This window comes from Streptomyces sp. A2-16 (assembly GCF_018128905.1).
Classification (GTDB): domain Bacteria; phylum Actinomycetota; class Actinomycetes; order Streptomycetales; family Streptomycetaceae; genus Streptomyces.
In genome coordinates, this window is sequence record NZ_CP063808.1 from 8,218,956 (window position 1) to 8,233,306 (window position 14,351).

Annotated in this window: 14 protein-coding genes and 1 tRNA gene; 3 read left to right on the top strand and 12 right to left on the bottom strand. The window is 71.1% G+C overall.

Features of this window, described 5'->3' with window-relative positions:
- Positions 1 to 94: 94 nt before the first annotated feature.
- Complete coding sequence (locus IOD14_RS36915) at positions 95 to 946, top strand: helix-turn-helix transcriptional regulator (RefSeq protein WP_212673478.1); 852 nt, start codon at positions 95 to 97, stop codon at positions 944 to 946.
- Between the two features lie 23 nt (positions 947 to 969).
- Here the strand turns inward: IOD14_RS36915 and IOD14_RS36920 are convergent.
- From IOD14_RS36920 to IOD14_RS36950, 7 genes are all read right to left on the bottom strand, one after another.
- A tRNA-Ala gene (locus tag IOD14_RS36920) sits at positions 970 to 1,042 on the bottom strand.
- 81 nt (positions 1,043 to 1,123) lie between these two features.
- Positions 1,124 to 1,783 (bottom strand): histidine phosphatase family protein, encoded by a 660-nt coding sequence (locus tag IOD14_RS36925; RefSeq protein WP_212672569.1) that lies wholly within the window; start codon positions 1,781 to 1,783, stop codon positions 1,124 to 1,126.
- Entirely contained in the window at positions 1,780 to 2,223 is a 444-nt protein-coding gene (rsfS, locus tag IOD14_RS36930) for a ribosome silencing factor (RefSeq protein WP_123989173.1), read from the bottom strand. The genes IOD14_RS36925 and rsfS overlap by 4 nt, the downstream gene beginning before the upstream one ends.
- Positions 2,224 to 2,336: 113 nt before the next feature.
- Positions 2,337 to 4,268, bottom strand: a complete 1,932-nt coding sequence (locus IOD14_RS36935) for an LCP family protein (RefSeq protein WP_212672570.1) — start codon at positions 4,266 to 4,268, stop codon at positions 2,337 to 2,339.
- 16 nt (positions 4,269 to 4,284) lie between these two features.
- Entirely contained in the window at positions 4,285 to 4,923 is a 639-nt protein-coding gene (gene nadD / locus IOD14_RS36940; RefSeq protein ID WP_123989175.1) for a nicotinate-nucleotide adenylyltransferase, read from the bottom strand.
- A gap of 79 nt (positions 4,924 to 5,002) precedes the next feature.
- Positions 5,003 to 5,167, bottom strand: coding sequence for a hypothetical protein (locus IOD14_RS36945; RefSeq protein WP_174269132.1), 165 nt, complete (start codon positions 5,165 to 5,167; stop codon positions 5,003 to 5,005).
- Positions 5,168 to 5,285: 118 nt separating this feature from the next.
- Complete coding sequence (locus IOD14_RS36950; RefSeq protein WP_086723901.1) at positions 5,286 to 5,444, bottom strand: hypothetical protein; 159 nt, start codon at positions 5,442 to 5,444, stop codon at positions 5,286 to 5,288.
- A 162-nt stretch (positions 5,445 to 5,606) separates the two neighbouring features.
- Here IOD14_RS36950 and IOD14_RS36955 point away from each other — a divergent pair, with 162 nt between their 5' ends.
- The gene (locus IOD14_RS36955) at positions 5,607 to 6,707 is read left to right on the top strand and encodes a M48 family metallopeptidase (protein WP_212672571.1); all 1,101 of its coding nucleotides are present in this window, start codon (positions 5,607 to 5,609) and stop codon (positions 6,705 to 6,707) included.
- A 263-nt stretch (positions 6,708 to 6,970) separates the two neighbouring features.
- Here IOD14_RS36955 and IOD14_RS36960 read toward each other — a convergent pair whose 3' ends face one another.
- The 5 genes from IOD14_RS36960 to proB form a co-directional block, all read right to left on the bottom strand.
- Positions 6,971 to 8,041, bottom strand: coding sequence for a hypothetical protein (locus IOD14_RS36960; RefSeq protein WP_212672573.1), 1,071 nt, complete (start codon positions 8,039 to 8,041; stop codon positions 6,971 to 6,973).
- A gap of 78 nt (positions 8,042 to 8,119) precedes the next feature.
- Positions 8,120 to 8,686 carry a hypothetical protein gene (locus IOD14_RS36965; protein ID WP_174269133.1) on the bottom strand — a complete coding sequence of 189 codons (567 nt, stop codon included), beginning with the start codon at positions 8,684 to 8,686 and terminating at the stop codon, positions 8,120 to 8,122.
- A gap of 147 nt (positions 8,687 to 8,833) precedes the next feature.
- The gene (locus tag IOD14_RS36970; RefSeq protein WP_123989179.1) at positions 8,834 to 10,120 is read right to left on the bottom strand and encodes a glutamate-5-semialdehyde dehydrogenase; all 1,287 of its coding nucleotides are present in this window, start codon (positions 10,118 to 10,120) and stop codon (positions 8,834 to 8,836) included.
- Positions 10,121 to 10,205: 85 nt separating this feature from the next.
- On the bottom strand, positions 10,206 to 10,742 hold the full coding sequence (locus tag IOD14_RS36975) for a hypothetical protein (RefSeq protein WP_249126163.1): 537 nt from the start codon (positions 10,740 to 10,742) through the stop codon (positions 10,206 to 10,208).
- Between the two features lie 189 nt (positions 10,743 to 10,931).
- Positions 10,932 to 12,038, bottom strand: coding sequence for a glutamate 5-kinase (gene proB / locus IOD14_RS36980; RefSeq protein WP_212673479.1), 1,107 nt, complete (start codon positions 12,036 to 12,038; stop codon positions 10,932 to 10,934).
- Positions 12,039 to 12,390: 352 nt separating this feature from the next.
- Between proB and IOD14_RS36985 the strand changes: the two genes are divergently transcribed.
- Positions 12,391 to 14,316: a hypothetical protein gene (locus IOD14_RS36985; protein WP_249126164.1), complete on the top strand. Its 1,926-nt coding sequence runs from the start codon at positions 12,391 to 12,393 to the stop codon at positions 14,314 to 14,316.
- Positions 14,317 to 14,351 lie beyond the last annotated feature (35 nt).

Genomic DNA, 14,351 nt, shown 5'->3' on the forward strand with positions numbered 1-14,351 from the left:
GCCCGCTGATGCTGGTAGTGCCAGCACCTGGCAAGCGCCGGGCGCGGCACCGAGGATGGTCGTGACGGGGGACGTGGCGATGGGGGACGCGACGATGAGGACGACACAGCGACGACGGCCCGAGCTGGCCTCGTTCCTGCGCAGCAGGCGGGCCCGGGTGACGCCGGCCGACGTGGGCATGCCGCCGGGCCTGAGGCGGCGTACGCCGGGACTGCGCCGCGAGGAGGTCGCCCAGCTCTCCGGCGTCGGGGTGACCTGGTACACATGGCTGGAGCAGGGCCGGCCGATCAACGCCTCCCCGCAGGTCCTGGACGCCGTGGCCCGCACCCTGCGGCTCGACCCGCCGGAGCGGGAGCATCTGTACCGCCTGGCACAGGTGCCGTTCGCCCCGGACCCCGAGGGACTGACGCGGTCGACGGGCCCGGAGGTGCAGGGCATCATCGACGCCCTCGACCCGCTCCCGGCGGTCGTCTACAACTCGCGCTACGACATCCTGGCCACCAACCCGGGCTACCGGGACCTGTTCATGATCCCGGAGATCGTCGACATCGGGGTGGCGAACGCGCTGTGGACGCTGTTCACGGTGTCCGACGAGGCCTGCCCGCTGATGTTCCGGGAGCGCGAGCTGCCCGTCATGGTGGCGACACTTCGGTCCTCGTACGGCAGACATGTGGGCGAGCCGGCCTGGGAGGGGTTCATATCCGCGCTGGCGGCGGCCAGCCCTTATTTCGCCGAGCTGTGGGCGAGCGGAGAGGTGGTCCAGCCCGGGCCACGGGTCAAGACGTTCCGTCACAAGGCCGTGGGCGAACTGCGGATGACGTCCCAGTCGCTGTCGATCGACGGGATGCCCGAGTGCCGGATCGTGGTCTACACACCGGAGGACGCGGAGACACGTGAAAAATCCCGCCTCCTGAGGGAGACGGGATCCTCATCAACCGATCTTTGACAACTCAACAGAGTGTCGGTCTGTGGAGCTAAGGAGAATTGAACTCCTGACCTCCTGCATGCCATGCAGGCGCTCTACCAACTGAGCTATAGCCCCTTGCGTTCTTCCCGCTCGGCGGGCGAACAAGAAGAACTTTAGCCTGCGACCTGCCGGAAAGTGAAATCCGGTCCGGAGCCCTCAGTCGTCGTCGCCGAGCACCGGCTCGGGGAGGGTGCCGGCGTTGTGTTCCAGGAGGCGCCAGCCGCGGGCGCCTTGGCCGAGGACGGACCAGCAGCAGTTGGAGAGGCCGCCGAGGCTCTCCCAGTGACGGGCGTCCAGGCCGAGCAGCCGGCCGATGGTGGTGCGGATCGTGCCGCCGTGGCTGACCACGACGAGCGTGCCGTCCTCGGGGAGCTTCTCGGTGTGCCGGAGCACGACAGGGGCGGCGCGGTCGGCCACCTCGGTCTCCAGTTCACCGCCCCCGCGGCGCACCGGCTCACCGCGCTTCCACGCGGCGTACTCCTCGCCGTGCCGGGCGATGATCTCCTCGTGCGTCAGCCCCTGCCAGACGCCCGCGTAGGTCTCGCGCAGACCCTCGTCGTGGGCCACGTCCAGGCCGGTGAGCGCGGCGAGCTCGGCGGCGGTGTTCGCGGCCCGCCGCAGGTCGGAGGCGACGATCGCGTCGGGCTGGAGGGAGGCCAGCAGCCGGGCGGCGCGGCGCGCCTGGCCGACACCGGTCTCGGTGAGCTCGACGTCGGTGGTGCCCTGGAAGCGGCGCTCCACGTTCCAGGAGGTCTGGCCGTGCCGCCACAGGATGACGCGGCGGCCCCGGCCCTTGCGGTCGGCGGCAGCGGTCACCGCGGCTCCCCGAACTCGGTGTCGTCCTCCTCGGCCCGGAGCTTGGCGTGCTCCTCGCCCTTGCCGCGGGTCGCCTTGGCGTCGGCCGGCAGCTCCAGCTCGGGGCAGTCCTTCCACAGCCGCTCCAGGGCGTAGAAGACCCGCTCCTCGCTGTGCTGGACATGGACGACGATGTCCACGTAGTCGAGCAGGACCCAGCGGGCCTCGCGGTCGCCCTCGCGGCGCACCGGCTTGGCGCCGAGCTCCTTCGAGAGGCGCTCCTCGATCTCGTCGACGATGGACTTGACCTGGCGGTCGTTGGGCGCGGACGCCAGCAGGAAGGCGTCGGTGATCGAGAGGACGTCGCTGACGTCATAGGCGATCACGTCGTGGGCGAGCTTGTCGGCGGCCGCCTGCGCGGCGGTGTTGACGAGCTCGAGGGAACGGTCAGTGGCGGTCACTACAAGGCTTTCGGTCGGCGGTCACTTGACACCAAGGGTCTCACGGACGACCGACGGCACCCCACGTGATGGCGGAGATCACGCGGGGTGGCGCCTCGGGCCCGGAGTCGGGCCTAGGACGAGGAGTCCGGCTTGTAGTCCTGGCCGAGGACCACGGAGACGTTCGCGCTCGACGAGATCGTGCCCTTGGCGACGGCGCTGGTGGGCAGGCCCAGGGTCTTGGCGACCTCGGTGGCGTTCGCCTTGTCGGCGGCGTCGGCGTAGAGGACCTTGGAGGTGGCCCGGGACGAGGAGGGCGTGCCGCCGTCGATGAAGGTGAAGCCGCCGTTGAGGAGGACGACACGCGCCTTCTCGGTGTTGTCCCGGGTGCCGGTGGCGTTCTGCACCGAGACGCTCACGGCCGCGTCCTTGTCGGGGCTCTTCGCCTTGCCGCCGAGGACGTCCTTGACCACGCTCGCGCTGGCCGCCGCGCTCAGGGTGCCGTCCTGCTGGACCGGCAGCAGCGCGGTCTTGTAGTCGCCGCCCTTGGCGAGGTCGGCGAGCTTGGCGAGGAAGGTGCCGAGGTCCTTGTCGGTCAGGGAGGGGTCGAGGATCTGGGCCAGCGTCTGCACGGTGGTGGTCGCTGCCGTCGGGTCGGAGGACAGCTTGCGCAGGACGCCCTGCAGGACCTGGCCGAAGCGCTCCAGCTGGGCGTTCTGGGCCTCGCCCGAGGCACGGTAGGTGGCGTAGGCGACGGCCATCTTGCCGCTGAGGGTCTGGCCCTTGCCCTTGCTCACCAGCGGCGCCTGGCCCTTCTTCTTGGCGTCCGGGTCGGGCACGGCGGCGTTGGTGTCGACGTCGATGTTGCCGACGAGGTCGACCAGGTTCTGCAGATAGGGGGTGTCCAGTCGCCAGGTGCCCTCGATGTCGGTGCCGAGGACGGTGTCGAGGGCGTCGACGGTCCCGGAGGAGCCGTCGTCGTCGACCGATTTGGCGAGGGTCGTCGTGGAGCCGTCGTCGGCCGTCAGGTTGAGGGAGTTGGGGATCAGGACGGTGGTGCCCTGTTTGGTGGTGGTGTTGTCGACGAGCAGCGCGGTGGAGGTGCCGCCCTTGGTGGTGTTGTGCAGATGGACGACGATCACGTCGCGGTTCTGGGCGCTCGCCGCGATCGTGGTGCCCTTCTTGCTCGGCGAGTCGGACAGACCGGGGAGCTTCCCGGCGTACCAGAGGTAGCCGACACCGCCCACCGCGACCAGGGCGAGGACGACGACCAGGGCGACGAGCCGGCTGCGGGCGCGGCGCTTGGCCTCCTCGCGGCGCTCGGTGCGGTTCTCGGTGAAGTTGAGCCAGTCGATGACGTCCTCGGAGTCGCCGTCGGGCTCCTCGACGAAGGCGAACTGCGCGGTGTGGTACTGCCGTTCGTCACCGTCGGCGCCCTCGGCACCGGGACGGCCGCCGGGACGACCGGAGCCGGCGGCGTCCTCGTCCACCGCGGGACCGTGGCCCTGCCCGGCCCGAGAGCCCGGAGCGGCCCCCTGACCGACCTGCGAGCCCGCCATGTGCCCCTGCCCGGACTGCGGGCCGGCAGCGTACCCCTGGCCGCCCTGCGAGCCCGCGGCGTGCCCCGGGCCGGCCTGGGTTCCCGCAGCCTGGCCGTGGCCGGTCTGCGCTCCCCCGCCGGGCCCGCCCTGCTGCGGGATGTAGGCCGTCTGCTCGGCGACGCGGGGCTGCTGGCCGCTCGCGGCGGCCCGGCCGTAGGGGTCGTACGCGGACGCCGGTCCGCCGCCCTGCTGGGGCCCGCCGCCGTAGGGGTCGTAGGGCGGCACGGGCGCCTGCTGACCGGTGTCGCCGGTGCCGTAGGGGTCGTAGGCAGGGGCCGGGTCGTGGGTTCCCGTGGCGTACGGGTCGTAGCCGTAGCCCTGCTGGGCGTAGGGGTCGTACTGCTGCTGCGGGGCCTGTTGCGGCGGGACCTGCTGGTACACCGGCCGGCCGTACTCGTCGTAGCCGACCAGCTGGTACTGGTTCTCCTGGTCGTCGCCGTAGCCCGCGTCGTATCGGTCGTTCACCGGTGCCCCTCTCGGCTCACTCGCCGCGGTACAGCTCGCGCTTGTCGATGTAACGCACGACTCCGTCCGGCACCAGGTACCAGACGGGGTCGCCCTTGGCGACTCTCGCCCGGCAGTCGGTGGAGGAGATGGCGAGGGCGGGGACCTCGACGAGCGAGACGCCGCCTTCGGGCAGCCCGGGGTCGGCCAGGGTATGGCCGGGCCGGGTGACTCCGATGAAGTGCGCGAGGGCGAACAGCTCTTCGGCGTCCCGCCAGGTGAGGATCTGGCCGAGGGCGTCGGCGCCCGTGATGAAGAAGATGTCGGTGTCGGGGTTGAGGGCCTTGAGGTCGCGCAGGGTGTCCGTGGTGTAGGTCGCGCCGCCGCGGTCGATGTCGATGCGGCTGACCGAGAACTGCGGGTTCTCGGCGGTCGCGATGACCGTCATCAGATAACGGTCCTCGGCCGGGGAGACCCTGCGGTGGGTCTTCTGCCACGGCTGACCCGTCGGTACGAACACCACCTCGTCCAGGTGGAACTGCGCGGCGACCTCGCTGGCCGCCACGAGGTGCCCGTGGTGGATCGGGTCGAACGTTCCGCCCATGACGCCCAGGCGGCGCTTGCCGGGGCTCGACGGGCTGTTGCCCGGGCCGGTAGGCATGTCCTGCTCTCCCATGCGTGCAGACCCTACCGGCCCGGCCTGAGGACACTGGCCGGCGGTGGCCCGAAATGCCCTGCTTCGGGCACCCGGCGCCTCAGCGGTCGCGGTTGAAACGGGTGGTGATCCACAGCAGGAGCAGCAGGATGAGGAACGCGGCGCCGCCGGTCACCAGGGGGTTGAGGCTCTCGTGGTTGCCGCCGTGCTCCTCGCCCTCTGCGGCGAGGGTGACCAACTGGGCAGCGGTGCTGTGGAAGCTCATCTTCGGCAGGACCTATCCGGTGGGCGGGATAAAGACGTCGGCCCATCGTAAGCGGGCGCGGTGAGGGCGATCACGCCGACTCCACCGTTGGGGGACGGCGGGGAACCTTCGCCCACCCTCACTCGTCCTTCCGCTTGTACCCCCGCAGCAGGAACCACGCGGTGAACGCACAGCCCACGAACATCACGACCAGGACGACCCGGAGCAGATTTCCGGCCCCTTGCTGCTCGGCGGCGCTCGCGGCCTCGGTGAGCCAGGCGGCCCGGGTGTGCTCCATGACGTGGACTCCTTCGCTGTACTGCCCGTCCACGCTATCTCCGCCTAGGCTGGGGGCTGCTTCGGGGGGCGCAAAGGACCGCACAAGGGTCCGCAAAGGATCACAGCGGTCGAAGAGGCACAGCCACAGACGGCAGAGCCAAAGACGCACATGGGGGAAGACATGTCCGACGACGGCCATCAGAACAACGGTCACGAGAACGTGCCGAGCAGGCAGCGCAAGCGTTTCCCGGGTATCTCCTCGCGTGCGTACGAGCACCCCGCCGACCGCTCCGCCCTGGTGGCGCTGCGCAAGCTGAGCGGTTTCGACACGGTGTTCAAGGCGCTCAGCGGCCTGCTCCCGGAGCGGAGCCTGCGGCTGCTGTTCCTGTCCGACTCGGTGCGCGTCTCCGACCAGCAGTTCGCGTACCTCAACGACATGCTGCGGGACGCCTGTTACATCCTGGACCTGGAGAAGGTCCCGCCGATGTACGTCAACCAGGACCCGCAGCCGAACGCGATGTGCATCGGCCTGGACGAGCCGATCATCGTCGTCACCACGGGTCTGGTCGATCTGCTCGACGAGGAGGAGATGCGGGCGGTCGTGGGCCACGAGGTGGGCCACGCGCTGTCCGGCCACTCGGTCTACCGGACCATCCTGCTGTTCCTGACCAGCCTGGCCCTCAGGGTGGCGTGGATCCCGCTGGGCAACCTCGCGATCATGGCGATCGTGACCGCGCTGCGCGAGTGGTTCCGCAAGTCGGAGCTGTCGGCGGACCGGGCGGGTCTGCTGGTCGGCCAGGACCTCAAGGCCTCGATGCGCGGTCTGATGAAGCTGGCCGGCGGCCACCATCTGCACGAGATGAACGTGGACGCGTTCCTGAAGCAGGCCGAGGAGTACGAGGCCGGTGGCGACCTGCGCGACTCCGTGCTGAAGATCCTGAACGTCCTGCCGCGCTCCCACCCCTTCACCACCGTGCGGGCGGCCGAGCTGAAGAAGTGGGCCGAGTCCCGCGACTACCAGCGGATCATGGACGGCCACTACCCGCGCCGCACGGAGGACAAGGACACCTCGGTCACGGACTCCTTCCGTGAGTCGGCGGCGAGCTACGCGACCAACGTCAAGAGCTCCAAGGACCCGCTGATGAAGCTGGTCAGCGACATCGCCGGCGGGGCGGGCGACCTGGGCGGCAGGGTACGGCGGGGCTTCGGCGGCTTCTCGAACTCGGCCCCGCGGGACGACGGCAGGCCCGACGAGGGGGACGGCCCCACGCAGACCGGCTGAACCCACCCGAAGGCGCGCGGGGCCGTGTCGATCCGCGGCTCCGCAGCCGGGCGCGACAGGCCCCTACCGGCACCGGCACCGGCACCGGCCGACGAACGACCTGGTGCCGCCGGCCACACCGGCAGACCTCGTCCCCTGGTCCCCCGCCGACCGCACCGGCCACACCGGCCCCCGGCCACACCGGCAGGACCCTTCCTCCTGCCCCCGGCCCCCTGCCCCCCCCCCGCTGATCACACCGCCAGACCTCGCCCGGCCCCCGCTGCTCACACCTTCGGCTGCGCCCCGTTGGCCAGAGAGCCGCACAACGCCGTAGCACTGCCGGTCGCGTACGGATCCGTCCCCGCCGGTCCGCCCGCCCTCGCCGTCTGACCGGCCAGCAGCGGATGCAGCCGGTTGGTGGAGTCCTCCGCGCAGGACAGCGGCCCGGCCTGGACGTACGACACGACCAGCTGGGCCGTGTGCATCCGCAGGTCGTCCCGGTCGAACCGGAAGTGCAGCTCGCGCCGCACGGTGAACAGCGAGGTCTCCTCCGAGGCACCCGCCCCCACCGCCCGCAACGCGTACACGAACGTGTGGTCGGCCGTGACCTCCAGCGTCGACGAGTCGGTCTCGGCAGCCTGGAGACTCCCCTGCACCCGGATCCTGCCGTCGGCCAGCCGCGCCTGGGCGGGGTCGAAGCGAACCAGCCACCCGGTCGGCGCGTGCCGCCCGTCCGCGGCCGGGTGGGCGAAGCTCTGGTCGAACTGGTCGAGTTGGTCCGTGTCGAGGAGCACCCGTACGGCACGGACCTGGTTGCCGGCGAGGACGTCCGGGTCTAGCGAGGACCGCACGATGTAGTCCTTGGCGGTGCTCAGCGCGGACACGACCTGGCTGTCGGAGAAGTGCGCGGTGCGGCGCGAGGCCGGCAGCGGGATGCCCTCGGCGCCCACGCGGTACTGCGCGGCCGGGCTGTGCGCGTACAGGTACTCGGCGTCGGCGTGTCCCGGGACCCTGCCCTCGGGGGCCAGCGGGATGACCGTCATCCGCAGGGGCTCGACGGGCTGCGGGACCGCGGAGTTCTGGTAGGGGTGCCGTACGCCCATGTAGATGGCGGTGCCGAAGGCGACGGCGATCAGCAGGACCAGGATCAGCGCCTGCCGGTGCAGTCCCCGGCGCAGCGGCGGGCGGCGGCGTACGGCGGGCGCGTGGTCGGCCATGCGCTCCTGGGCGGAGTACTCCTGGAGGCGGGCAGCGCGGACGAACGACTCGTCGAAGACGACGGATCGGTACTCGTCCTCACCACCCACGGGGGCGCCCTCGGGTGTCCCCTCAGGTGGGTCTCCTGGTCCGCCCATATCTTCAGGGTAGGTCTCGGGGAGCTCAGGTAAACGCCCGGCTGTGCGACAAGTTCTGACAGGTTCTCACCAGGATCGTCAGGGCGTTCGCGGGACCGCGGAGGCGGCTGGCTGGGAGTAGTCGGCGGACGCCGAGGGCGTCACCGTGCTCCCCTGCTCCAGACCGGTCGACGCGGGCGGCGGAACCCGGTCGCGGCTGCCCGAGGAGGCACCCCGGTAGACCGCAGTGAAAGCCAGCGCGACCATGCCGATGCCCATGACAAGAGCGAGCATCCAGGCGACGGGTCGGTGCCAGCGGACCTGTTTGCCGTACGTCCCTGGAGCGCCGTAGCGGCCTTCGAGGACCTCGGTGTCGTCCAGGTCGTCGAGTTCGGGATCATGGCCGAAACGGCCGGGTCCGAACCTGTCGTCGTACCGCTCGCCTCTGGGGTGCGCGCGGCGAGCCTCGGCCTCGGAGGCCTCGGCTCTCGCCTGGGCGGCGGCCAGGAGGCGCTCGACGGCGGTCGGCTCGTGCACCACGGCCGCCCGTACGAAGGCCTCGTCGAAGACCACGGAGGCGAACTCTTCGTCCGACACCCCGCGGTCGTGGTCGTCGTCGGGCTCCCAGCCGTCAGGGAACGGCGTGCCCCCCACGTCCTCCGGCACGGATCCAGAGTAGACCTGGGGGGTCAATTTGGGCAGACGGTACGGAAATTCATCCGCCCAGTGAGACGCCTCTCGTATGCCACGGAAGCGGGCCGGGGCGCCTGCCTGACGCATATGCCCTGGCCGCGCGCCCCCTGGCGACCCGGCTCAGCGGCGGATGTGACCGTCGCCGGTGACGATGTACTTCGTGCTCGTCAGCTCCGGCAGGCCCATCGGACCGCGCGCGTGCAGCTTCTGGGTGGAGATGCCGATCTCCGCGCCGAAGCCGAACTGGCCGCCGTCGGTGAAGCGGGTGGAGGCGTTGACCGCGACGGTCGTGGAGTCCACCAGCTGGGTGAAACGGCGGGCCGCCTGCTGGGAGGTGGTGACGATGGCCTCGGTGTGACCGGAGGTCCACAGCCGGATGTGCTCGACGGCCTTGTCGAGCGAGTCGACGACGGCGGCGGCGATGTCGTAGGAGAGGTACTCGGTGTCCCAGTCCTCCAGGGTGGCCTCGACGACGGTCGCCTTGGTGTCCTTCGCGTAGGCCAGCACCCGCGGGTCGGCGTGGACGGTCACGCCGGCCTCGGCGAGGGCGTCCAGGGCGCGCGGCAGGAACTCGGGGGCGATGTCCTGGTGGACCAGGAGGGTCTCGGCGGCGTTGCAGACGCTGGGCCGCTGGGCCTTGGAGTTGATCAGGATGTCGATCGCCATGTCGAGGTCGGCCTGGGCGTCGACGTAGACGTGGCAGTTGCCGGTGCCGGTCTCGATGACGGGGACGATCGACTCCGTCACGACGGTCTGGATCAGCGAGGCACCGCCGCGCGGGATGAGCACGTCGACCAGACCGCGGGCGCGCATCAGCTCGCGCACGCTCTCGCGGGACTCGCCGGGCACGAGCTGGACGGCGTCGGCGGGCAGCCCGGCCCCGCCCACGGCGTCGCGCAGGACCCGCACGAGGGCGGTGTTCGACTCGTACGCGGAGGCCGAGCCGCGCAGCAGGACGGCGTTGCCGGACTTCAGGCACAGGGCGGCGGCGTCGACCGTGACGTTCGGGCGGGCCTCGTAGATGATGCCGACCACGCCGAGCGGGACGCGGACCTGGCGCAGGTCGATGCCGTTGGGCAGGGTCGAGCCGCGCACGACCTCGCCGACCGGGTCGGGCAGCGCGACGACGTCCCGGACGTCGGAGGCGATCGCGCGCACCCGCTCCGGGGTGAGGGTGAGCCGGTCGATGACCGTCTCGCTGGTGCCTGCCTCGCGGGCCTTGGCGATGTCCTTGGCGTTGGCCTCGACGATCTCGCTCGTACGGACCTCCAGGGCGTCCGCGATGGCGAGCAGCGCGTCGTCCTTCTCGGCCCTGGGCAGCGGGGCGAGGTCGGCGGCGGCGGCCTTGGCCCGGTAGGCGGCCTGGGTGACCGGGGTCATGGAGTCGTACGGCGAGAGGGAGGTCATACCAGGAAGGGTAGTGCGCCGGGCGAGGCCGTCCACCTGTTGTTCCACAGCGCGAGACGGGATCAAAGGGACACCGGCGCCATGATCAGAACGGGTGGGCCCCGACGGGCGTGGCCGGCGGCGGACCGTACCCCTCGGCGATGCGCTGGTGGTAGGTCTGGCGGTCGATGACCTCCAGGCCGACGATCTCCCACGGCGGCAGTCCCGCGGTCTGCCGGTGCTCGCCCCACAGGCGCAGGGCGACGGCGGCCGCGTCGTGCAGGTCGCGGGCCTCCTCCCAGTAGCGGATCTCCGCGTGGTCGTTGGCGTAGCGGCTGGTCAGCAGGAAGGGGTGGTCGTGGGCGAGCTGCTCGAGGGCGCGCCGGACCTCTTTCAGCGGGGCCTCGCCGCCCGAGACGCTGAGGGTGACATGCCACAGCCGCGGCAGATCCCGGGGCTCCTCGCCCTCGTACCGGTCACCGGCCGCGACGCTCGTCAGGGCCCGCTCCTCACCGGCTGCGACGCTCGTCAGCGCGCGCTCCTCACCGGCCGCCCGCGCGGCGGTTCCCCCGGGCGGGCCGCCGTCCCGGGAAGCCGCCGCACCCTCGTGGGACGCCGCTGCCCCAGGGCGCACTCGTCTCACGACGGCCTCCTTCATGCACAGGTCGACCCCAGGGGTCGCGCGGAATGTGTCCCTGAGACAAAGTTGAGCAGGCCGCAAGGGCTCGCGGGGCGGTTTTGCGGAACGTCCACCTCAGGGCGACGCCCTTGGCAGGGCGTTCACCCCGTTTTCGGGCACCCCGCCCCCTCGGAACACACCACCGCATGTCCCTCAGGGATGCAGGATCACCAGATCGTCCCGGTGGACGACCTCCCGCTCGTAGGCCGGTCCGAGCTCCCGCGCCAGCTCCCGGGTGGAGCGGCCGATCAGCCGCGGGATCTCCTTGGCGTCGAAGTTGACGAGCCCGCGGGCCACCGCGTGCCCGGTGCCGTCCCGCAGTTCGACGGGATCACCCGCGACGAACTCGCCCTCGACGGAGGCGATCCCGGCCGGCAGCAGCGACTTGCGGCGGTCGACAACGGCCTTGACGGCACCGTCGTCCAAGGTCAGCGAGCCTTGCGGGGTGGAGGCGTGCTGGAGCCACAGCAGCCGGTCGGCGGAGCGCTTCCCTGCGGGGTGGAAGTAGGTGCCGGTGTCGCCGCCGGACAGCGCGTCGGCCGCGTGGATGGCACTGGTCAGCACCACGGGGATGCCGGCGGCGGCCGCGATCCGGGCGGCCTCGACCTTGGTGACCATGCCGCCGGTGCCCACGCCGGCCTTTCCGGCGCTGCCGATCTCGACGCCCGCCAGGTCCCCGGGCCCGTGCACCTCCGCTATCCGCGAGGTGCCCGGCTTGCTGGGGTCGCCGTCGTAGACGCCGTCGATGTCGGAGAGCAGGACGAGCAGGTCGGCGTGGACCAGGTGGGCCACCAGAGCGGCGAGCCGGTCGTTGTCGCCGAAGCGGATCTCGTCCGTGGCGACCGTGTCGTTCTCGTTGACGATCGGGAGGGCGCCCATCGCGAGGAGCTTGTCGAGGGTGCGGGAGGCGTTGCGGTGGTGGGCGCGGCGGCTCATGTCGTCGCTGGTCAGCAGCACCTGGCCGACACGGACGCCGTAGCGGGCGAAGGAGGCGGTGTAGCGGGCGACGAGCAGACCCTGTCCGACGCTGGCGGCGGCCTGCTGGCGGGCGAGGTCCCGGGGGCGGCGGCGCAGGCCCAGCGGGGCGAGTCCGGCCGCGATGGCCCCGGAGGAGACGAGGACGATCTCGCGCTCACCGCCGCTGCGGCTCTTGGCGAGGACGTCGACGAGCGCGTCGACCCGGTCGGCGTCGAGGCCGCCGGATGCGGTGGTCAGCGACGAGGAACCCACCTTGACGACGATCCTGCGGGCCTCGCCCACAGCCTGCCTTGCCCCTGCCACCTTGTGTCCTGTCCCCTCGCGCCACTTCGGGTACCTCGCCCGCAATGTACGCGAAGGGGACGCGGTGACGCGCGGCCGTCCAGGTGCCGGACCCGGTACCGGACGCGTTCGGGGGCCGATTCGGTTCCCTTTCCGAGAAAAGCGGAACAACACCCTCCCGTTAATGGAAAGTGAATTCTTTTCGGCCACGGGATGTACAACCATTCCCCTCCGCTTCGTGTCGAACTCGCCGACATCAAGGTCGTTGCCGTAGCTCGAGAAAGCCCTGCCCATGACGATCCGTCGGTTGTGCGCCGTCCTGCGCGTTCGCGGGAAAATCGATCTTCTCCTGGTGTTCTTTTTCGCCGCCGGTTTCGCGGCACTGCCCGTCCTGGCACTGCTGCCGTCACTGTGGGGCTTCACGGCGGCGTGGGCCGTGACCTATCTGGCGGACGAGGCCCTGCACTCCAGGGCCCCGGGATTCGTCCGCCGCCTTGCGACACTGCAGCTCAGCCGCACGATGAGGTTCGCCGTGCGCACGGTGATGCTGCTCGCCCTGGCCGACCGGATGGACGCCCCCGGGGCGGTGCTGGTCACCGGGCTCACCGTGCTCAGCGCCCATCTCCTGCTGGTGATGATGTATTCGGCACTGCATCACGCGATCCGCAGGCGCCGTGTGCTTCCGGTGATCGTGCGCAATCTCGACATGAGCGGGCTCGACATTCCCGAGCACCCGCCCGCGTTTCTCTACCGGCGTTTCCTGCGCAAACTGCTCCACCTCGATCTTCCGGCCCACGCGGGAGTGATCGTCGCCCTGGCGACCGGCACCTGGTATTCGGCCTACATCGGCTGCGCGCTCACCATCGGCACCACCCTGGCGGCCCTGACGGCGCTGCTGGGACGGTTCCGCGCGGTCCGCCGGATGCCCGGCCGGGACACGGTGATCGGCGAGGTCAACCGCCGACTGGCCGGATACCGACCCGAGGTGGCCCTGTACTTCAGCTTCGCCGCGGTGTCCCAGGACTTCATGTACCAGGTCAACATGTGGATCGAGACGCTGGAGCAGCTCGACCGGCGCCCGGTGATCGTCCTGCGCGAGCGGGCCTCGTTCCGCTTCCTCGGCCGCACCCGGATCCCCGTGGTCTGTGTGCCCAAGGCCGACGACCTGGCCGAGCTGGAGCTGTCCGGCGTCCGGGTCGTGCTCTACCCCGGCAACGCCGGCAAGAACGTCCACATGCTGCGGATCGCCGAGGCCAAGCACGTCTTCATCGGCCACGGCGACAGCGACAAGCTCGCCAGCAGCAACCGCGTCAGCAAGGTGTACGACGAGATCTGGGTGGCCGGTCGTGCGGGCCGGGACCGCTACCGGCGGGTGCGGCACGCCATCAGCGACGGGGCCATCGTCGAGGTGGGCCGCCCGCAGCTGGCCCCGGTCCGGCTGCACACCGACCACCTTCCCGGCCCGGTGCCGGTCGTCCTCTACGCCCCCACCTGGGAGGGCTGGAGCGACGACGACTGCCACACCTCGCTGATCCCCATGGGCGTACCCCTGGTCGAGAGGCTGCTCGCGGAGAACGTCCGGATCATCTACAAGCCGCACCCCCTCACCGGCAAGCGCTCCGCCGAGGCGGCCGCCGCGGACCGGAGGATCCGGGAGCTGCTGCGCGCCGACGAGGACCGGCACATGGCGGACGCGAGACCCCGGCTCCAGGAGATCCGGGCCCGCCTCGACGAGATGTCCGGGCGCCACGAGGGCGACGACGCCCAGCAGCTGAGGGACGCGCGCATGCCCGGCCCCGACGGCGCTGCCGAGTGGCAGGAGCTGCACGCCGAGTGGCACCGGATCTTCTGGGCGAGCCGCTCCGGCGCCCGGCACCATGTGATCCTCGAACAGCTGCCCACCCTGTACGAGTGCTTCAACCAGGCGGACCTCCTCATCAGCGACGTCTCCTCGGTGGTCGCCGACTTCGTGGCCAGCCTCAAGCCGTACGTCCTCACCAACGCCCACGACCTGCCCGACGAGGAGTTCCGGGCCGCCTACACCACCGCGGGCGGCGCGTATCTGCTCGACCGTGCCTGCACCCGGCTGCCGGAGATCCTGCGCTCGGTCCGCGAGCCCCTCCACGACCCCATGGCCCCGCGGCGCCGCACTCTCAAGGAGTACGTCCTCGGCCCGGACCACCCGACCTCCATGGAGCGCTTCAACGCCGCGGTCAACGACCTGGCCGACCGGTCGGCGGCGGAACGCGCCGCGGACCTCCTGGCCCCGCTCGCCTGACACCGCCCCGCGCATAGCACCTCCCCGCCACGCAG